The sequence below is a fragment of the Pseudomonas sp. TE21435 genome (assembly GCF_056279265.1).
Genome location: NZ_JBWBQZ010000001.1, coordinates 4474719 through 4493510, shown reverse-complemented (window position 1 = coordinate 4493510; position 18792 = coordinate 4474719). Strand labels below are relative to the sequence as shown.

Annotated in this window: 15 protein-coding genes and 2 pseudogenes; 5 read left to right on the top strand and 12 right to left on the bottom strand. The window is 63.7% G+C overall.

Going from position 1 to position 18792, the window contains the following annotated elements:
• Positions 1-71 precede the first annotated feature (71 nt).
• Positions 72-671 carry an RHS repeat-associated core domain-containing protein gene (locus ACZ9C1_RS20280; RefSeq protein WP_476254311.1) on the top strand — a complete coding sequence of 200 codons (600 nt, stop codon included), beginning with the start codon at positions 72-74 and terminating at the stop codon, positions 669-671.
• A 266-nt stretch (positions 672-937) separates the two neighbouring features.
• On the opposite strand, the gene fdhA is transcribed toward ACZ9C1_RS20280, so the two are convergent.
• From fdhA to ACZ9C1_RS20245, 7 genes are all read right to left on the bottom strand, one after another.
• Positions 938-2137 carry a formaldehyde dehydrogenase, glutathione-independent gene (gene fdhA / locus ACZ9C1_RS20275; protein ID WP_046787516.1) on the bottom strand — a complete coding sequence of 400 codons (1200 nt, stop codon included), beginning with the start codon at positions 2135-2137 and terminating at the stop codon, positions 938-940.
• A gap of 290 nt (positions 2138-2427) precedes the next feature.
• Positions 2428-3285 carry a formyltetrahydrofolate deformylase gene (gene purU, locus ACZ9C1_RS20270; RefSeq protein WP_023631289.1) on the bottom strand — a complete coding sequence of 286 codons (858 nt, stop codon included), beginning with the start codon at positions 3283-3285 and terminating at the stop codon, positions 2428-2430.
• 12 nt (positions 3286-3297) lie between these two features.
• A complete protein-coding gene (locus ACZ9C1_RS20265) occupies positions 3298-3930 on the bottom strand; it encodes a sarcosine oxidase subunit gamma (RefSeq protein WP_277502515.1) in 633 nt (210 codons plus the stop codon).
• Between the two features lie 176 nt (positions 3931-4106).
• Positions 4107-7124, bottom strand: a complete 3018-nt coding sequence (locus ACZ9C1_RS20260) for a sarcosine oxidase subunit alpha (protein WP_476254310.1) — start codon at positions 7122-7124, stop codon at positions 4107-4109.
• On the bottom strand, positions 7121-7456 hold the full coding sequence (locus tag ACZ9C1_RS20255) for a sarcosine oxidase subunit delta (protein ID WP_023631299.1): 336 nt from the start codon (positions 7454-7456) through the stop codon (positions 7121-7123). The genes ACZ9C1_RS20260 and ACZ9C1_RS20255 overlap by 4 nt, the downstream gene beginning before the upstream one ends.
• Before the next feature lie 17 nt (positions 7457-7473).
• A complete protein-coding gene (locus ACZ9C1_RS20250; RefSeq protein ID WP_046857448.1) occupies positions 7474-8724 on the bottom strand; it encodes a sarcosine oxidase subunit beta family protein in 1251 nt (416 codons plus the stop codon).
• 15 nt (positions 8725-8739) lie between these two features.
• Entirely contained in the window at positions 8740-9993 is a 1254-nt protein-coding gene (locus ACZ9C1_RS20245; protein WP_102681861.1) for a serine hydroxymethyltransferase, read from the bottom strand.
• 318 nt (positions 9994-10311) lie between these two features.
• On the opposite strand from ACZ9C1_RS20245, the gene ACZ9C1_RS20240 reads away from it, so the two are divergent.
• The gene (locus tag ACZ9C1_RS20240; protein ID WP_457378226.1) at positions 10312-11352 is read left to right on the top strand and encodes a threonine aldolase family protein; all 1041 of its coding nucleotides are present in this window, start codon (positions 10312-10314) and stop codon (positions 11350-11352) included.
• Positions 11353-11422: 70 nt separating this feature from the next.
• On the opposite strand, the gene ACZ9C1_RS20235 is transcribed toward ACZ9C1_RS20240, so the two are convergent.
• The 4 genes and pseudogenes from ACZ9C1_RS20235 to ACZ9C1_RS20220 all read right to left on the bottom strand — a co-directional run bounded on the left by ACZ9C1_RS20235 (position 11423) and on the right by ACZ9C1_RS20220 (position 14041).
• On the bottom strand, positions 11423-12151 hold the full coding sequence (locus ACZ9C1_RS20235; protein ID WP_372241198.1) for a methyl-accepting chemotaxis protein: 729 nt from the start codon (positions 12149-12151) through the stop codon (positions 11423-11425).
• A 135-nt stretch (positions 12152-12286) separates the two neighbouring features.
• Positions 12287-13315: pseudogene (locus ACZ9C1_RS20230) on the bottom strand (HAMP domain-containing protein); the annotation flags it as partial.
• Between the two features lie 196 nt (positions 13316-13511).
• Complete coding sequence (locus ACZ9C1_RS20225; protein ID WP_023630184.1) at positions 13512-13814, bottom strand: cell division protein ZapA; 303 nt, start codon at positions 13812-13814, stop codon at positions 13512-13514.
• The gene (locus tag ACZ9C1_RS20220; RefSeq protein ID WP_102681859.1) at positions 13811-14041 is read right to left on the bottom strand and encodes a hypothetical protein; all 231 of its coding nucleotides are present in this window, start codon (positions 14039-14041) and stop codon (positions 13811-13813) included. Before ACZ9C1_RS20220 ends, ACZ9C1_RS20225 begins: the two co-directional genes overlap by 4 nt.
• A gap of 237 nt (positions 14042-14278) precedes the next feature.
• On the opposite strand from ACZ9C1_RS20220, the pseudogene ACZ9C1_RS20215 reads away from it, so the two are divergent.
• Together ACZ9C1_RS20215 and ACZ9C1_RS20210 are read left to right on the top strand one after the other, a co-directional pair.
• Positions 14279-15088 (top strand): annotated as a pseudogene (locus ACZ9C1_RS20215) (MCP four helix bundle domain-containing protein); the annotation flags it as partial.
• Positions 15071-15943 (top strand): methyl-accepting chemotaxis protein, encoded by an 873-nt coding sequence (locus ACZ9C1_RS20210; RefSeq protein WP_371918340.1) that lies wholly within the window; start codon positions 15071-15073, stop codon positions 15941-15943. The pseudogene ACZ9C1_RS20215 and the gene ACZ9C1_RS20210, both read left to right, overlap by 18 nt.
• An 87-nt stretch (positions 15944-16030) precedes the next feature.
• Here ACZ9C1_RS20210 and gbcB read toward each other — a convergent pair whose 3' ends face one another.
• The gene (gbcB, locus tag ACZ9C1_RS20205; protein WP_046857453.1) at positions 16031-17131 is read right to left on the bottom strand and encodes a glycine-betaine demethylase subunit GbcB; all 1101 of its coding nucleotides are present in this window, start codon (positions 17129-17131) and stop codon (positions 16031-16033) included.
• Between the two features lie 297 nt (positions 17132-17428).
• On the opposite strand from gbcB, the gene gbcA reads away from it, so the two are divergent.
• A complete protein-coding gene (gene gbcA, locus ACZ9C1_RS20200; protein WP_102681858.1) occupies positions 17429-18721 on the top strand; it encodes a glycine-betaine demethylase subunit GbcA in 1293 nt (430 codons plus the stop codon).
• The last annotated feature ends 71 nt before the right edge of the window (positions 18722-18792 follow it).

Here is an 18792-nt window from a genome sequence, read left to right as displayed (position 1 = left end):
TTTACTAGACAAAAATCACGCATGGCGTAATACGGTGGCTATCTCGGGGAGGCAACATGACGAGAAAGTCTATGCTTACATCAGTAAAGGTGTTACTTGGCACAGACAAGAATGGATCTATAATCAGACATTCAAACTCAGCCCAAAACACCATTTCTTATTCAGCTTTTGGCCACAGCCCGCTCAATAGCAGTGAACCCACACTATTGGGATTCAATGCTGAACACAGAGCGCGCTCAGGACTCTACCTGCTCGGAAATGGCTATCGGTCGTATAACCCATCACTGATGCGCTTCAACTCACCAGACAGCTTTAGTCCATTCGATGACGGCGGGATTAATGTGTACGCATATGTACTAAATGACCCCATAAACAAAACCGACCCATCAGGCCACAAGCCGGTGCTACCGCTTTTAAACAGTCAGGGGGTGCTTGTTCTTTCGCAGCCCAGAAAGCTTCAACGTGATTCACTGCTCATAAAAGCTCACGGACTTCCAGGTGCAGTACGAGCCAACGACAAAATAATGAGCGCAGCACAATTCACCAATTTCCTATCAGACAATAAAATAAATTTAAAAAAATTCATATCTCAATATGCGACTCAGCCACCCCAGATGCCAATGGAAAAATATTCGCCCAGGAACTATCTAACATTTCAGGCCGCAAGGTAAAAGGCTATGAGGGGACGGTATTCGACTTACGTAGCGAATATCTAAATACAGGAAAGGTCGACCTAGAAATCCTTAAAACAGACCGCAGAGGAGCACTTACCGACGCTAACTTTGAAGTTAGCGAGACAGAACCTTTCAACTACAAACCCAGGACCTTCTTCCCCATGCAAGATAGCAGTATCGACTTACGTAGGGTCTAACCCGCAAAGTCACTGGCCGTTTTCAAAAAACTACAACGCCCCAAAAGGGGCGCTGTAGTTAACATCTTACGCCGCACTAAATGTCTTATGCGGATCAATCACAAACTTCTTCGGCACCCCTGCATCAAACTCGCCATACCCCTCCGGCGCCTGGTCCAGGCTGATCACCTGCACCCCCACCACTTCGGCGATATTGATGCGGTCCCACATGATCGCCTGCATCAGCTGGCGGTTGTACTTCATGGTCGGGGTCTGCCCGGTGTGGAAGCTGTGGGACTTGGCCCAGCCGAGGCCGAAGCGAATGCTCAGCGCGCCGATCTTGGCGGCGGCATCCACCGCGCCCGGGTCTTCGGTCACGTACAGGCCCGGAATGCCGATGTTGCCGGCCACGCGGGTCACTTGCATCAGCGAGTTGAGCACGGTGGCCGGGGCTTCGTGTTTGGCGCCTTCATGGCCATGGCCACGGGCTTCGAAGCCGACGGCATCGACGGCGCAGTCCACTTCCGGCTCGCCGAGGATATCGACGATCTGCTCGTGCAGCGGGGTGTCCTTGGACAGGTCGACCACCTCGAAACCTTGGGATTTGGCGTGGGCCAGGCGCAGCGGGTTGAGGTCGCCGACGATCACGCAGGCGGCGCCCAGCAGGCGGGCGGACGCCGCGGCGGCCAGGCCGACCGGGCCGGCTCCGGCGACATACACCGTGCTGCCCGGGCCAACGCCAGCAGTGACAGCGCCGTGGTAGCCGGTGGGGAGGATATCGGACAGGCAGGTCAGGTCGCGAATCTTCTCCATCGCCTTGTCGCGGTCCGGCAGTTTCAGCAGGTTGAAGTCGGCGTACGGCACCAGCACGTATTCAGCCTGGCCGCCGGTCCAGTCGCCCATGTCGACGTAGCCGTAGGCGCCGCCGGCGCGGGCCGGGTTGACGGTAAGGCAGACACCGGTGTGCATCTCTTTGCACGAGCGGCAGCGGCCGCAGGCGACATTGAACGGCACCGACACCAGGTCGCCGATCTTCAGGCGCTCGACGTCACGCCCCATCTCGACGATTTCACCGGTGATTTCGTGGCCCAGCACCAGGCCGACCTGGGCGGTGGTGCGGCCGCGGACCATGTGCTGGTCGGAGCCGCAGATGTTGGTGGAGACCACCTTGAGGATGACACCATGCTCGATCTTCTTGCCGCGCGGGTCCTGCATCTTGGGGTAGTCGATCTTCTGCACCTCGACCTTGCCCGCGCCGAGATACACCACTCCACGGTTACCAGACATGCTTCTTACCTCGCTTGATTTGTATTTATGCAGCGGTGGTGGAAAGCGCCGCCTTTCCGTGGGCGGCCTGTGTTACTGGAATGAAGGGATTGTGGGCTTGATGGGGGATGGGGCGGTGACTGGATGCGACAGGGGGATGCCTGTTTGCGGCGGACATCGCTGGGGCCGCTGCGCAGCCCATTCGCTGCGGTTCGTCGCCACGACAAGCCAGCTCCCACAGAGGTGCGCGCACTGTACCTGTGGGAGCTGGCTTGCCAGCGAAAGGGCCGCAAAGCGGCCCCAGCGATCTATCAGAGAACCACGGTGCGATTGGCGTTGAGGAACACCCTTCTTTCGATGTGATACCCCACCGCCCGCGCCAGGGTCAGGCACTCGATGTCCCGCCCTTTGGCGATCAGGTCTTCCGGGTAGTGGCTGTGGTCCACCACCTCCACGCCCTGGGCGATGATCGGCCCTTCATCCAGGTCGTTGTTGATGTAGTGCGCGGTGGCACCCACCATTTTCACGCCCTTGTTATAGGCCTGGTGATACGGCTTGGCGCCCTTGAAGCCAGGCAGCAGCGAGTGGTGGATGTTGATCGCCCAGCCATCCAGCCGGCGGCACAGCTCCGGCGACAGCACTTGCATGTAGCGGGCGAGGATCACCAGCTCAGCACCGCTCTCCTCGATAACCTGCAGCACCTTGCGCTCCTGCGCCGGCTTGTCGTTGGGGTCGAGGGCGAAGTGGTAGTACGGAATCTTGTGCCAGTGCGCCAGGGGCTCCAGGTCGGGGTGGTTGGACACCACCGCGACCACGTCCATCGCCAACTGGCCAATGCGTTGGCGGTACAACAGGTCGTTCAGGCAATGGTCGGCCTTGGACACCATGATCACCACCTTGGGGCGGTGGTTGGGCGCGGTCAGCTCAAAGGCCATGCCGAAGGCTTCGCTGCGTTCGGCGAGGCCGGCGCGGAAGCCCTCCTCGTCGAAGCCGTCCGCGGCGCGGAACTCCACACGGATGAAGAACCGCCCCGACAGCCGGTCATCGAAGGAATGGTGCTCGGTGACGTAGCAGCGCTGCTCGTAGAGATGACGCGTCACCACATCGACCGTGCCGAGCATGCTCGGGCAGTCGGCAGTGAGAATCCAGGTGTCCGGTGCCCGACTCATGGGTAATGCTCCTTAGGCTTCGATGGCCAGGCCGTATTCGGCCGATGCGTCCTGCAGCCACAGCCACCAGTAGTCGGAGAAGCTGCGGCGAATCACCAACTCCCAGGTGTCCTCGGCGGTGCGGCGGATCACCAGTTGCGACTTGGCGAACACGGTGCCGACGGCCTTGCCCACCGGAAAGTTGTTCGGGTGTACATCGTAGCTGGTGGATTTCATCAGCACGTCGCGCACGTTGGGGCCGCGCAGCTCGAGCAGGGTCTGCCCGCCGGTGACGTTGACCACCTGGATGTGCTGGCCGTCGAGGGCGTCGCGCAGCTTCTGCTCGACGGCGAACTCCTGGCCGCCGGGGACGATCAGCAGCCACTCGTCCGGGCCCACCCACTGCAGCGACATCTCGCTGTTGGCGACCACGGTCAGGGCCACCGGCAGCTCCAGGCCCAGGGCCTTGTGCACGCCGCCGGCAAAGGCCTGGTCATGGCCGTCGCCACGCAGGGTCAGGTGGCCGAGCAATTTCTTTTCGCGCAGGGTCACGCCTGCGTTCTTGCGGCCCTTGCCGACCAGGCTGGCCAGGTCGGCGTGGTGCAGTGGCGACTGGGCCTTGGCGTCAGGGCCTGGGTTTTGCTGGAAGACGTTGATAGCGCTCATTTCTTACCTGCCTTGAATTCGTGTTCGTCGAAGCGATGCAGCAACTGGATGGATGCGCTGGCCCCATCGCTGGCAAGCCAGCTCCCACAGGGACCGCATCGACCTCAGGAGCTGCATCGAACCTGTGGGAGCCGGCTTGCCGGCGAAGGGCCTGGCCTGCCCCACAGGGCCCGGAATCAAACGTTCTGCCGCTCACCCTTCGGATCGAAGAACACCGAAGACACGATCTCGGCCTCGATCACGCTGCCATCGGCCTGCGGCGAATAGACCCGCTCGCCCAGGCGCTTGAGGCCGCCCTTGACCACGCCCATGGCGAACGAATAGCCCAGAGAGTTGGCCGCGTAGCTGGAGGTGACGTGGCCGACCATGTCCATCGGGATCGGCTGCTTGGGGTCGAACACCAACTGGGCGCCTTCCGGCAGCCACACGTTCGGGTCCACGGGCTTGAGGCCCACCAGTTGCTTGCGATTGTCGCGGGTGGTGTCTTCACGGTTCATGCCGCGCAGGCCGATCCACGAGAAGGCCTTGTTGCGGCCCACGCACCAGCTCATGTTGAGGTCGTCCGGGGTCATCGAGCCGTCGGTGTCCTGGCCGACGATGATGAAGCCCTTCTCGGCGCGCAGCACGTGCATGGTCTCGGTGCCGTACGGGGTCAGGTTGTACTTTTTGCCCGCCTCGACGATCTGTTCCAACACGCCCATGGCGTAGTTGGCCTGCACGTTGATCTCGTACGACAGCTCGCCGGTGAACGAGATGCGGAACACCCGCGCCGGCACGCCGCCGACCCGGCCTTCCTTCCAGCTCATGAACGGGAAGCCGTCCTTGTCCAGGTCGATGTCGCTGACGTCGGCCAGCAGCTTGCGGCTGTTGGGCCCGGACAGGGTCATGGTCGCCCAGTGGTCGGTGACCGAGGTGAAGAACACCTTCATTTCCGGCCATTCGGTCTGGTGGTACAGCTCCAGCCACTGCAGCACGCGAGCGGCGCCGCCGGTGGTGGTGGTCATGATGAAGTGGTTGTCGCCGACGCAGGCGGTCACGCCGTCGTCGAAGACCATGCCGTCTTCCTTGCACATCAGGCCGTAGCGGGCCTTGCCCACGTCGAGCTTGGTCCAGGCGTTGGTGTAGATGCGGTTGAGGAACTCGCGGGCGTCAGGGCCCTGGATGTCGATCTTGCCCAGGGTCGAGGCGTCCAGCAGGCCGACGCTGTCACGCACGGCCTTGCACTCGCGGGCCACCGCGGTGTGGATATCTTCGCCGGGCTTGGGGAAGTACCACGGGCGCTTCCATTGGCCGACGTCCTCGAACTCGGCGCCGTTCTTGATGTGCCAGGCATGCAGGGCGGTGAAGCGCACCGGCTCGAACAGGTGGCCGCAGTGCCGGCCTGCTACCGCGCCGAAGGTCACCGGCGTGTAGTTGGGGCGGAACATGGTGGTGCCCATTTCCGGGATGCCGATCCCGAGCGAGCGGGCGGCGATGGCCAGGCCGTTGATGTTGCCCAGCTTGCCCTGGTCGGTGCCAAAGCCCAGGGCGGTGTAGCGCTTGACGTGCTCGACCGACTCGAAGCCTTCGCGGGTGGCCAGCTCGATGGCCGCGGCGGTGACGTCGTTCTGTTGGTCGACGAACTGCTTCGGCGCACGGGCGGTGCCTTTGTCGTGGGGCACTTGGAACAGGGCCACGGTGGCCTCTTCCTTGCGTGCCAGGGTTTTCGGCAGGGTGCCGACGCTGGCCTTGAAGCCGGCCTCGGTGGCAGCGCGAACACCGCCTTCGAAACCGTCGGCGATCACGTCCCCAAGGGCATAGACGCCGTTCACGCCACCGACGCACACGCGTTTCTGCGGGGCATCGCCCGGCACGAAGCCGAGGATGTCTTCACGCCACACCGGGCGACCGCCCAGGTGCGAGGCCAGGTGCACCACCGGGCTGTAGCCGCCGGAGGTGGCGATCAGGTCGCAGTCGAGGGTTTCACCAGGGCTGGTGACCTTGTGCGCCTGCACATCGATGGCGGCCACGCGGGCGCCGGTGACGTGCTTGCTGCCCTTGGCCTCGATCACGGCGCTGGAGGTGAGGATGCGAATGCCTTTGGCGCGAGCCTCTTCGACCAGCGAGCCACGCGGGTTGTGGCGGGCGTCGGCGATGGCGACCACTTGCAGGCCGGCATCGTGCCAGTCCAACGCGGCACGGTAGGCGTGGTCGTTGTTGGTCGACAGCACCAGCTTGCGGCCCGGGGCCACGCCATAGCGGCGCACGTAGGTGGATACGGCGCCAGCCAGCATGTTGCCCGGCAGGTCGTTGTTGCCGTACACCAATGGACGCTCATGGGCGCCAGCAGCCAGCACTACACGATTGGCACGTACACGGTGCACGCGCTGGCGCACCTGGCCGATCGGGGCGCGGTCACCAAGGTGGTCGGTAAGACGCTCGTGGATGGTCAGGAAGTTGTGGTCGTGATAGCCATTGACCGTGCTGCGTGGCAACAGGGTGACTTCCGGCAGCGACTCCAGTTCGGCGACAACGGCATTGACCCAATCGGAGGCTGGTTTGCCATCGAGGGTTTCGCGGCTGTCGAGCAAGGTGCCGCCGAACTCTTCCTGCTCGTCGGCCAGGATCACCCGTGCGCCACTACGGGCGGCAGCCAGCGCGGCAGCCAGGCCGGCAGGGCCGGCGCCGACGATCAGCACGTCGCAGTGCTGGTTCATGTAGTCGTAGCTGTCCGGATCATTCTGCAGCGGCGCGCGGCCGAGGCCCGCCGCCTTGCGGATGTACTTCTCGTAGGTCATCCAGAACGACTTGGGGTACATGAAGGTCTTGTAGTAGAACCCGGGCGGCATCATGCTGCCGCCGACCTTGCCGATGATGCCCATCATGTCGTTGTTGACGTTCGGCCAGCCGTTGGTGCTGGTGGCCACCAGGCCTGCGTACAGGGCCTGCTGGGTGGCGCGCACGTTGGGGATCTGGGTAGCTTCGCTGGCGCCGATCTGCAGGATCGCATTCGGCTCTTCGGTACCGGCGGCGATGATCCCGCGGGGACGCGAGTACTTGAAGCTGCGCCCGACGATATCGACGCCGTTGGCCAGCAGCGCGGCGGCCAGGGTGTCGCCGGCATAGCCCTGATAGGTCTTGCCGTTGAAGGTGAAATTCAGCACCTTGCTGCGGTCGATACGGCCGCCGCTGGCGAGGCGATAGGTCTGGCTCATACTTTTTCCCCTTGGCCCTTGGCGGTCGCTGGCGCGCTGCTCTGTTTCGAGGCGGCGGTGACCTGAGGCTTCTCGCCGATCTTGTAGGTTTCCAGAATCTCGTAGGTCACGGTGTCGCGGGTGACGTTGAAGTACTGGCGGCAGCCGGCAACGTGGTCCCACAGCTCGTGGTGGATGCCACGCGGGTTGTCGCGGAAGAACATGTAGGTGCCCCACTCCTCGTCGGAGCAGGCGTTCGGGTCCAGCGGGCGGGCGATATGCGCCTGGCCGGACGCGTGGAATTCTTCCTCGGAGCGCAGCTCGCCGCAGTGGGGACAGAAGATGTGCAACATGACGGTTGTCTCCGGGGTCAGTGGGCGACGGCAGCGGCGCCGTGTTCGTCGATCAGCGCGCCGTTGTAGAAACGGTCGATGGAGAAAGGCGCGGCCAGCGGGTGCATCTCGCCCTTGGCCAGGCTGGCGGCAAACACGTTGCCCGAGCCCGGGGTGGCCTTGAAGCCGCCCGTGCCCCAGCCGCAGTTGAAGAACATGTTCTTCACCGGGGTCTTGGAGATGATCGGGCAGGCGTCGGGGGTGGTGTCGACGATGCCGCCCCACTGGCGATTCATGCGCACGCGCGAGAGGATCGGGAACATCTCGACGATCGCCTGCAGGGTGTGCTCGATGACCGGGTACGAACCGCGCTGGCCGTAGCCGACCCAACCGTCGATACCGGCGCCGATCACCAGGTCGCCCTTGTCGGACTGGCTGATGTAGCCGTGCACGGCGTTGGACATGATCACGCTGTCGATGATCGGCTTGATCGGCTCCGATACCAGTGCCTGCAGCGGGTGCGACTCCAGCGGCAGGCGGAAGCCGGCGAGCTTGGCCATGTGCCCGGAGTTGCCTGCGGTGACCACGCCGACGCGCTTGGCGCCGATGAAGCCCTTGTTCGTTTCAACCCCGATCACCGCGCCGTTTTCTTTACGGAAGCCTATTACCTCGGTCTGCTGGATCAGGTCCACGCCCAGGGCGTCGGCGGCACGGGCGAAGCCCCAGGCCACGGCATCGTGGCGGGCCACGCCGCCACGGCGCTGCACGGTGGCACCGAGGATCGGGTAGCGGGTGTTCTTCGAGCAGTCGAGATATGGGATCTCGGCCGCCACCTGTTCGGTGCGGATCAGCTCGCCGTCGACGCCGTTGAGGCGGTTGGCGTTGACCCGGCGCTCGGAGTCGCGGATGTCCTGCAGGGTGTGGCACAGGTTGTAGACGCCGCGCTGGGAGAACATCACGTTGTAGTTGATGTCCTGCGAAAGGCCTTCCCACAGCTTCATGGCGTGCTCGTACAAGTGCGCCGACTCATCCCACAGGTAGTTGGAACGCACGATGGTGGTGTTACGGGCAGTGTTGCCGCCGCCCAGGTAGCCCTTCTCGATCACCGCGACGTTGGTGATGCCGTGCTCCTTGGCCAGGTAGTAGGCGGTAGCCAGGCCATGGCCGCCACCGCCGACGATGACCACGTCGTAGACCTTCTTCGGCGTCGGCGTGCGCCACATGCGCTGCCAGTTCTCGTGGTGGCTGAGGGAGTGCTTGAAGAGGCCGAAGCCCGAATAACGTTGCATGGTGTTCTGCTCCACTCAGCGGTAGACCGGGAAGTCGGCGCACAGCGCGGCGACGTTCTTGGCCACATCGGCCTCGACATCGGCGTCGCCCAGGTTGTCGAGCACATCGCAGATCCAGCCGGCCAGCGCAGTGCACTGGGCAACCTTGAAGCCACGGGTGGTGACGGCCGGGGTACCGATGCGCAGGCCCGAGGTGACGAACGGCGACTGCGGGTCGTTGGGCACGGCGTTCTTGTTGACGGTGATATGGGCGCGGCCGAGGGCTGCGTCAGCGTCCTTGCCGGTCAGGCCCTGGCGGATCAGGCTGACCAGGAACAGGTGGTTGTCGGTACCGCCGGACACCACGTCGTAGCCGCGCTCGATGAATACCTGGGCCATGGCCTGGGCGTTTTCGATGACTTGTTTCTGGTAGGCCTTGAATTCGGGCTCCAGCGCCTCCTTGAAGCACACCGCCTTGGCGGCGATCACATGCATCAGCGGGCCGCCCTGGGCGCCGGGGAACACGGCGGCGTTGAGCTTTTTCTCGATCTCTTCGTTGGACTTGGCCAGGATCAGGCCGCCACGCGGCCCGCGCAGGGTCTTGTGGGTGGTAGTGGTGACCACGTCGGCGAACGGGATCGGGTTCGGGTACAGCCCCGCGGCGACCAGCCCGGCGACGTGGGCCATGTCGACGAACAGCAGCGCGCCGACTTTATCGGCGATCTGGCGGAAACGCGGGAAGTCCAGGGTCTTGGAGTAGGCCGAGAAGCCGGCGACGATCATCTTCGGCTTGTGTTCCACCGCCAGGCGCTCGACTTCGTCGTAGTCGATCAAGCCGGTTGCGGTGTCGATCCCGTATTGAACGGCGTTGTACAGCTTGCCCGAGGACGACACCTTGGCGCCGTGGGTCAGGTGGCCGCCGTGGGCCAGGCTCATGCCCAGGATGGTGTCGCCAGCCTGCAGCAGGGCCAGGTACACAGCGCCGTTGGCCGAGGAGCCGGAGTGCGGCTGGACGTTGGCGTAATCGGCACCGAACAGCTGCTTGGCGCGCTCGATGGCCAGCGCCTCGACTTTGTCCACATGCTCGCAGCCGCCGTAGTAACGCTTGCCCGGGTAGCCCTCGGCGTACTTGTTGGTCAGGCCGCTGCCCTGGGCCTGCATCACGCGCTTGCTGGTGTAGTTCTCCGAGGCGATCAGCTCGATGTGATCTTCCTGGCGCTGCTCCTCGGCATTCATCGCCGCCAGCAGTGCGTCGTCGTAACCCTGGATCTGGTCTTGCTTGCTGAACATCGTGTATCTCCCGGCAGCGATCGTTTCTTGTCTGTTGAGGGTTTTCCCACCCTTTGCAGCGATGGTATGACCGGGCACGGCGGTACAGATGCCTGCGCGCGCCTTGCAATGGCGCGTTTACGACATTGCTACCCCAAGCGCCACACAGCCCTGTGGGAGCCGGCTTGCCGGCGATGGGGCCAGACGTAGAACCATCGCTGGTTGAGCGGACGCTATCGCCGGCAAGCCGGCTCCCACAGGGATAGCGTTGGCCTGTATAGGCAACCGCCGAATCGATGGTTTAGAGTGCGTGCCTGCGTCGTAAAAAGGACAGGCGTCATGACCAATAACAACCAGCAATTCGCCAGCGACAACTATTCCGGCATCTGCCCCGAAGCCTGGGCCGCGATGGAAAAGGCCAACCAGGGTCACGAACGCGCCTACGGCGACGACCAGTGGACCGAACGCGCCTCGGAGTACTTCCGCAAGTTGTTCGAGACCGACTGCGAAGTGTTCTTCGCTTTCAACGGCACCGCCGCCAACTCCCTGGCCCTGGCCTCGCTGTGCCAGAGCTACCACAGCGTGATCTGTTCCGAGACCGCCCACGTCGAGACCGACGAATGCGGCGCGCCGGAGTTCTTCTCCAACGGCTCCAAGCTGCTCACCGCGCCTAGCGTCAACGGCAAGCTCACCCCCGAGTCAATCCGCGAAGTGGCGCTCAAGCGCCAGGACATCCACTACCCCAAACCACGGGTGGTGACCCTTACCCAAGCCACCGAAGTGGGTACCGTCTACCGCCCCGACGAGCTCAAGGCGATCAGCGCCACCTGCAAGGAACTGGGCCTGAACCTGCACATGGACGGCGCGCGCTTCACCAATGCCTGCGCGTTCCTCGGCTGTTCGCCGGCCGAGCTGACCTGGAAGTCTGGCGTGGATGTGCTGTGTTTTGGTGGCACCAAGAACGGCATGGCGGTGGGCGAGGCGATCCTGTTCTTCAACCGCGACCTGGCCGAAGACTTCGACTACCGCTGCAAGCAGGCCGGGCAGCTGGCGTCGAAGATGCGCTTCTTGTCCGCACCGTGGGTCGGGCTGCTCGAAGACGGCGCGTGGATGCGCCATGGCCAGCACGCCAACCACTGCGCGCAGTTGCTCGCATCGCTGGTGAGTGACCTGCCGGGGGTGGAGCTGATGTTCCCGGTTGAGGCCAACGGGGTGTTCCTGCAGATGCCGGAACCTGCGCTGGAGGCGCTGCGCAACAAAGGCTGGCGTTTCTATACCTTCATCGGTAGCGGTGGTGCGCGGTTCATGTGCTCGTGGGATACCGAAGAGGCGCGGGTGCGTGAACTGGCGGCGGATATCCGCGCCATCGTTGGTGCCTGACAGACCGTAATCGCGGGGCAAGCCCGCTCCCACGCAACTTTCGTGGGAGCGGGCTTGCCCCGCGATTGTTTTACAGCCTGAACCCACCCATCTGCCGCGCCAGGTCATCGGCCAGCCCACGCAGCGCCTGGCACTCCTCGCGGCAATCCTGCACCTCGGCGGCTGTCTGCCGCGCCAGGTCGGAAATGCCCTGGACCGTCCGGTTGATCTCCTCGGTCACCGCCGACTGTTCCTCGGTGGCGGTGGCCACCTGCTCGTTCATGCCGCTGATGCGCTCGACCTGATCGGTGATCGCGCCGAGCGAGGTCCCGGTGCGCTGGCTCGACTCGACACCGTTGCCGGTGGCCGTTTGCCCGGCCTGCATCGACGCCACCGCCGTGCCGGCGCCGTGCTTGAGGCGCTGGATCATCTGCTGCACTTCGTCGGTGGACACCTGGGTGCGCCGCGCCAAGGTGCGCACTTCATCGGCGACAACCGCGAAGCCTCGCCCCATCTCGCCGGCCCGCGCCGCCTCGATGGCGGCGTTGAGCGCCAGCAGGTTGGTCTGCTCGGAGATGCTGCGGATCACCGCCAGCACTTCATCGATCGAGGCAACCTCGTCGGCCAGCTGGGTCACGGCCTCGGCAGCGCGGCCAATCTCCCCGGACATGCCCTCGATGTTGTGGATGGAGCGGCGCACCACTTCCCGCGCCTGCAAGGCCTCGTCCCGCGCCGACTGCGAGGCGTGGGCGGCGGAGCCGGCGTTCTGGGCGATGTCCTGCACGGTAAGGCCCATCTCGTGCACGGCGGTGGCGACCATCTCGGTCATTTCCTGCTGGCGGCCCGAGCGCTCGGCGGTGTTGTCCACCACCTGGGTCACCTGCTCCACCGACTGGTGCAGACGTTCGGTGGTGCGCAGCACCTCGCCGATCAGACCGCGCTGGCTGTCGAGGAAACGGTTGAAACCCCGGGCCAGGTCACCCAGTTCGTCCTGGCGCGCATCGTCCAGGCGATGGCTGAGGTCGCCCGCGCCGCCGCCGATCTGCACCAGCGCCGCGGTGACCTGGCGGATCGGCCGCACCAACCCGCGCGCCAGCAGCACCACCAGCAACAACGAGATCAGCGCCACGCCGCCGCCAATCAGGCAGGTCTGCCAGATGGCCTGGCGCGCCTGGGCGTAGATCTCGGCTTCCGGCACTTCGGCCACCAGCGTCCAGTTCAGGTCGCGCAAGGGCAAGCCCAAGGCCAGGTAGTCCTCGCCATCACGTTGCAAACGGCTGCTGCGCAGGCCCTCGCCGCCCACCAGCACAGCCTTCGCCGACTCGACGTCCAGTTGCTCGGCAAGTTGACGCTTGCCGCTGAACTGCTGGTCGGGATGGACCTGGATCAGCCCGTCGTTGCGCACCAGGAACACCTTGCCGTGCTCGCCGAAGCTGAAGTCGTGGATCAGCTTGGACAGCTCGGTCATGCGCAGGCCCATGCCTGCCACGCCCACCAGCTGGCCGGCCTTTTCCACGCGATAGTCGATGAACAGCGCCAGCTCCCCCGTGGAGCCATCGATGTCGATGTTCAGCATGCGTTCGGCGCCGCTGTCGATGTAGCCGTAGAACCAGTTGTCCTTGGGGTTGGCGCGGCTGAGGGTGCGGTCCAGGCCTTTTTCGTTGTAGTAGTTGCCGCTCACCGTGGAGGCGAACAGGGTGGTAAAGGCGTGGTTGCGCTGCTTGGCGGCGTCGAGGTACTCGATGAACGCCGGCAAAGCGGCGGGGTCTTCACCGGCAGCCAGCCAGTCACGCAGGAGGGTGTTGCCGGCAATATCCGCGGCCGCCACCAGCGGGCGGCCGAGCATGCGCTCGATATCGTTGCGGATGGCCTCGATACTGGCCGGCAAGGCCGTATCCACCAGGTAGCGCTCGGTAAGGCGGTTGAGCGCCACCGTGTAGATCGCCACCACCACCAGGATACTCGCCAACAGGGCGGCGCCCATGCTCGCGATCAATTGCCATTGGATGCTCCGCCGCCAGATGCGCATGTGCCACTCCCCGATAATTATTGTTTTTCGGGAAGTGTATACACTTAAGTATCCAGTTGTTCCAGTGATCTGCGACAAGCTGGACGCCTTCATCGCGGGGCAAGTCGGATCGCCGCATCGCCGCTCCCACGAAGCCGCACGATGGCGTCAGTCAGACGTCGGAGACGGCCTTGCTGATGGCATCGACCGTGGCGTCGATCTGCGCCTGGGTGCGCTCGAGGGTGCGGTCGTGCTCGCGCTGCAGTTCGATCTGCTTGGAGCACAGGTTCAGGGCGGCCAGCACCAGCAGCTTGTCGCCGATCAGGGTCGGGTAGCTGCGCTTGGTCTCGGCCAGGGCGACATTGAGCATGCGCACGGCCTGGTTCAGGGTTTCTTCCTGGCCCTCGGGGGCCTTCAGCGAATAGTCGTTGCCCAGGATCGACACGACGTTGACCGGCTGCGCTTGCAGTCTCATGCGTTCACGACACCTGCGCTGGCGCGCTCGACCAAGGCCTGGATGCGCGCGGCGGTGGCGCCGTGCTTCTCTTCCTGCTCCATGAGCGACAACTGCAGGCTGTCGTTCTCTTCCTTGGCCTGGGCCAGTTCCTGGCTGAGGCTGGTGTTCTGTTCGGCCAGCTGTGCGTTCTTGTGCATCAGGTCGCTGACCAGTTGCTCGAGTTGATTCAGGGAAGTTTCCAACATGCGTCTATCTCGGTTGTTGCAAAGGGCGCACACGATAAGGAAAAACCTGCGCCCCCGCCATTAAATATCGGATTCAAAAGGTGTTTGCCGGGTTCAGGTTGACCCAGGATCACCGCCCTTGTTCCGACCTGGGTCAACCGCTGGTCAGGAAAATAGTTAGCTGCCTCACAATTTCATCAAGTCGGCCTAAAGACTGGTCGGTCGCGACCGATAGGCAGGCAGGTCTTCTTCCGTCGCATGGATCGCGGCACCTCTTCTGCCTTGGAAACCGCCTCCATGTCCTTACGCAATATGAATATCGCGCCCCGCGCGTTGCTCGGGTTCGCCGTGATCGGTGTGCTGATGCTCGGCCTGGGTATCTTCTCGCTGATCCAGATGGGCAACATCCGCCAGGCCGGCGTGACCATCGAAGAAGTCAGCGTGCCCAGCATCAAGACCCTCGACGAGCTGACCGCGCTGAACCTGCGCCTGCGCACCCTCTCCTACCGCCTGCTGCTCAACCGCGAGCCAGCCACCCAGCAAGACACCCTGCGCCTGCTGGACGAGCGCAACGCGCAGATCGACAAGGCGCGCCGCGCCTACGAGCCGCTGGTGACCGCCGCCGACGAGAAGGCCGCCTTCGACCAGTACGGCCTGCTGCTCAACCAGTACCGCCAGCTCGAGGCGCGCATGCGCAGCCTGAGCCAGGCCGGCGACCTCGATACCCTGCGTGACCTGCTCAACCGCGACCTGCTGGACAACTCCGAGCAGATCAACAAAGTCATGGACGCGCTGGTGCGCATCAACACCGACCAGACCAGCGCCACCAACGCCCAGGCGGCCGAGCAGTACAGCGGCGCCTTCGCCCTGGTCATCAGCCTGCTGGTGGCGGCCACGGTGCTGACTTTGCTGTTCGCCTTCCTCCTCACCCGCAGCATCGTCAAGCCCATCGACGAGGCGCTCAAGGCCGCCGAGCAGATCGCCGAAGGCGACCTGACCCACAGCATTCACGCCGACGGCACCGATGAGGCCGCGCGCCTGCTCAAGGCCATGGCCAAGATGCAGGACAAGCTGCGCGACACCCTGCAGCTGATCGCCGGCTCCGCCACCCAGCTGGCCTCCGCCGCAGAAGAGCTGAACAGCGTGACCGACGAAAGCGCCCGTGGCCTGCAGCAGCAGAACAACGAGATCGAGCAGGCCGCCACCGCCGTTACCGAGATGACCAGTGCCGTCGAAGAAGTCGCACGCAACGCGGTCAGCACTTCGGAAGCCTCCAGCGAAGCCAGCCGTTCGGCCGGCGATGGCCGCGACCTGGTACTGGAGACCGTGGGCGCCATCGAGCGCATGAGCGGCGATGTGCAGGCCACCGCCAAGCTGATCGCACACCTCGCCGAGCAGTCCCGTGATATCGGCAAGGTGCTCGACGTGATCCGTGGCCTGGCCGACCAGACCAACCTGCTGGCGCTCAACGCCGCCATCGAGGCCGCCCGCGCCGGCGAGGCAGGCCGTGGTTTTGCCGTGGTTGCCGACGAAGTGCGCGCCCTGGCCCACCGCACCCAGCAGTCCACCAGCGAGATCGAGCGGATGATCGGCAGCATCCAGGGTGGTACCGAGCAGGCGGTGGACTCGATGCGCACCAGCACCGAGCGCGCCGAATCGACCCTGAACATCGCCCGTGGCGCGGGCCTGGCGCTGGACACCATCGCCGGCGCGGTGGCGCAGATCAACGAGCGTAACCTGGTGATCGCCAGCGCCGCCGAGGAGCAGGCCCAGGTGGCCCGCGAGGTGGACCGCAACCTGGTGAACATCAACGACCTGTCGGTGCAGAGCGCCACCGGGGCGCACCAGACCAGCGCGGCGAGTGCCGAGCTATCCCGTCTGGCAGTAGATCTGAACGGGTTGGTGGCGCGGTTCCGCACCTGATCCTCAAACGCATCGCGGGGCAAGCCCGCTCCCACCAGCCTCACTGCGTGGGAGCGGGCTTGCCCCGCGATCGCCTCCGATTGAGGATCAATACTCGATCCGCACATCCCCCTTCGGCACGCTGCAGCACGACAGGATGTAGCCCTCGGCCTCATCCTCCTCGGTGATCCCGCCGTTGTGCTCCATCTCCACCTCGCCGCCGAGCTTGAGTACCTTGCAGGTGCCGCAGATACCCATGCCGCAGGCCTTGGGGATCATCAGCCCGACCTTGGCCGCCGCCGCATGCACGGTCTCGCCCGGGGCCACGCGGATGCTCTTGTCGCTGCCGACGAACTCCACCAGATTCAGATCTGCCACATCCACTTCCGGCGCATCGGCCGCCGCTTCGGCGTGCTCCACCGCGTCGGCCTTGGCTTCAGGCGGCGTCGCGCCGAACGATTCCTCGTGGTAGTTCTTCATGTCGAAGCCGACCGCTTCGAGCATGCGCTTGACCGCGCTCATGTAGGGCGTGGGGCCGCAGCAGAATATGGTGCGCTCGAGGTAGTCCGGGGCGATCAGCTCCATCAACCGCTGGTTCAAGTAGCCGCGATAACCCGCCCACGGCTCGCCCAGCCCATGCTTCTCGCAAATGATATGCAGGCTGAAGTTGGGGATGCGCGAGGCCATCTGCTCCAGCTCACGGTGGTAGATGATGTCTTTCGGCGAGCGGGCGCTGTGCACGAAGACCATGTCGACATTGGCGTTGGTGTCGTAGAACCAGCGCGCCATGGACATCACCGGGGTGATGCCCACGCCGCCGGACAGGTACAGCGTCTTGCCGGCCGGGAAGTCGATGGCGTTGAACAGCCCCACCGGCCCGTGCACCGGCAGCTCGGCGCCTTCGTGCATGGTGTCGTGAAGGAAGTTCGACACCAGCCCGCCCGGTACGCGCTTGACGGTGATCGAGAAGCTGTAAGGCACTGACGGCGAGCTGGAGATGGTGTACGAACGCATCACCGGCTTGCCTTCGATCTCCAGCTCCAGGGTGACGAACTGCCCGGGCTTGAAGAAGAACATGATCGGCTGGTCGGCCATGAAGCAGAAGGTGCGCACGTCCCAGGTTTCCTGGATGACCTTGACGCAGCGCACGATGTGGCGGCCATTGGCCCAGGTCTGGGTGGTAACCGGATTGAGGAAGGTATCGGACATGTTCATCTCCAGCAGCCGACTGTCGGCCTTTCTTATGGCTCCGATAATGCGCATAGCGCCGCCTGCGTACATTCCCATCCGCGACATCGGCGTGCTTATCGCGACCAGCCCCGCGCTACAAGGGCTGGCGCGTCGGAATTCGATGCGGCCATGTCGCCCGTGGATATGGTCCTTTCCCTGCCCGGACGCACACTCCTCGGCAAAACAACACGCTGTTTATCCCGAAGAACAGCCTTGCGGCACTACAACAACGATTAGCCACTTCAGCCGGCCGCACGCGGCCACGAGGACCACACGATGGACGTCACCGCAACCCTGAGCCTGGGCGATCCACTGGAACCTGCACGCAAGGCCACCGCCGAGATGCTGCAGACCCGCGAGCGCACCTACTCGCTGCCGCAACCGTTCTACTGCGATGAGCGCCTGTTCCAGATCGACATGCAGGAGATCTTCCACAAGGAGTGGCTGATCGCCGGCATGGTTTGCGAGATCCCGACCAAGGGCAACTACATCACCCTGCAGATCGGCAAGAACCCGATCATCGTGATACGCGGTGCCGAAGGTAAGGTGCATGCCTTCCACAACGTCTGCCGCCACCGCGGCTCGCGCCTGTGCGTCAGCGACAAAGGCAAGGTGGCCAAGCTGGTCTGCCACTATCACCAGTGGACCTACGAACTCGATGGCCGCCTGCTGTTCGCCGGCACCGAGATGGGCGCCGACTTCGACATGAACCAGTACGGGCTCAAGCCTGTGAATGTGAAGGTGGCCGGAGGCTACATCTTCATCAGCCTGGCAGAGAATCCGCCGGCCATCGACGAGTTCCTCGCCACCCTCGACCACTACATGGAACCGTACGACATGGAGAACACCAAGGTGGCGGTGCAGACCACCTTGATGGAAAAGGCCAACTGGAAGCTGGTGCTGGAGAACAACCGCGAGTGCTACCACTGCAGCGGCTCGCACCCGGAGCTGTTGAAGACGCTGCTGGAGTGGGACGACACCAACGACCCCCGCGCCAGCCAGGAATTCAAGGATCACGTGGCCGCCTCGGCCGCTGCCTGGGACGCCGAGAAGATCCCCTACCTGCACAAGAGTCATGGCCTGCGTAATCGCATCGTGCGCATGCCGCTGCTCAAGGGCACCGTGTCGATGACCATGGACGGCAAGGTGGCGTGCAAAAAGCTGATGGGCCGCATCAAGAATCCGGATCTGGGCTCGATGCGCATCCTGCATCTGCCGCATTCGTGGAACCACTGCATGGGCGACCACATGATCGTGTTCACCGTGTGGCCGATCAGTGCGCAGGAGACCATGGTCACCACCAAGTGGCTGGTGCACAAGGATGCGGTGGAGGGGGTGGATTACAACCCTGAAGAGATGCGCAAGGTGTGGGATGCCACCAACGACCAGGATCGGCGGTTGGCGGAGGAGAACCAGCGGGGCATCAATTCCACCGCTTACCAGCCTGGTCCGTACTCCAAGACCTATGAATTTGGTGTGGTCAATTTCATTGATTGGTACAGCCAGCGATTGCTGAACAATCTGGGGGCGGAGCCAGCGGCTTACTTAAGAGAAGTACAAGCCCAGTGAGCGATTGACAATACGCCTGGTTTAATCAATGGCTGCAATGCAGCCATTGATTAAACCAACCCGTAGCATTC

Excerpts from the sequence above, each read along its gene's own strand:
- ACZ9C1_RS20280 (WP_476254311.1), top strand. The coding sequence starts at position 72 with ATGCTTACATCAGTAAAGGTGTTACTTGGCACAGACAAGAATGGATCT.
- fdhA (WP_046787516.1), bottom strand. The coding sequence starts at position 2,137 with ATGTCTGGTAACCGTGGAGTGGTGTATCTCGGCGCGGGCAAGGTCGAG.
- purU (WP_023631289.1), bottom strand. The coding sequence starts at position 3,285 with ATGAGTCGGGCACCGGACACCTGGATTCTCACTGCCGACTGCCCGAGC.
- ACZ9C1_RS20265 (WP_277502515.1), bottom strand. The coding sequence starts at position 3,930 with ATGAGCGCTATCAACGTCTTCCAGCAAAACCCAGGCCCTGACGCCAAG.
- ACZ9C1_RS20260 (WP_476254310.1), bottom strand. The coding sequence starts at position 7,124 with ATGAGCCAGACCTATCGCCTCGCCAGCGGCGGCCGTATCGACCGCAGC.
- ACZ9C1_RS20255 (WP_023631299.1), bottom strand. The coding sequence starts at position 7,456 with ATGTTGCACATCTTCTGTCCCCACTGCGGCGAGCTGCGCTCCGAGGAA.
- ACZ9C1_RS20250 (WP_046857448.1), bottom strand. The coding sequence starts at position 8,724 with ATGCAACGTTATTCGGGCTTCGGCCTCTTCAAGCACTCCCTCAGCCAC.
- ACZ9C1_RS20245 (WP_102681861.1), bottom strand. The coding sequence starts at position 9,993 with ATGTTCAGCAAGCAAGACCAGATCCAGGGTTACGACGACGCACTGCTG.
- ACZ9C1_RS20240 (WP_457378226.1), top strand. The coding sequence starts at position 10,312 with ATGACCAATAACAACCAGCAATTCGCCAGCGACAACTATTCCGGCATC.
- ACZ9C1_RS20235 (WP_372241198.1), bottom strand. The coding sequence starts at position 12,151 with ATGGTCGCCACCGCCGTGCACGAGATGGGCCTTACCGTGCAGGACATC.
- ACZ9C1_RS20225 (WP_023630184.1), bottom strand. The coding sequence starts at position 13,814 with ATGAGACTGCAAGCGCAGCCGGTCAACGTCGTGTCGATCCTGGGCAAC.
- ACZ9C1_RS20220 (WP_102681859.1), bottom strand. The coding sequence starts at position 14,041 with ATGTTGGAAACTTCCCTGAATCAACTCGAGCAACTGGTCAGCGACCTG.
- ACZ9C1_RS20210 (WP_371918340.1), top strand. The coding sequence starts at position 15,071 with ATGGCCAAGATGCAGGACAAGCTGCGCGACACCCTGCAGCTGATCGCC.
- gbcB (WP_046857453.1), bottom strand. The coding sequence starts at position 17,131 with ATGTCCGATACCTTCCTCAATCCGGTTACCACCCAGACCTGGGCCAAT.
- gbcA (WP_102681858.1), top strand. The coding sequence starts at position 17,429 with ATGGACGTCACCGCAACCCTGAGCCTGGGCGATCCACTGGAACCTGCA.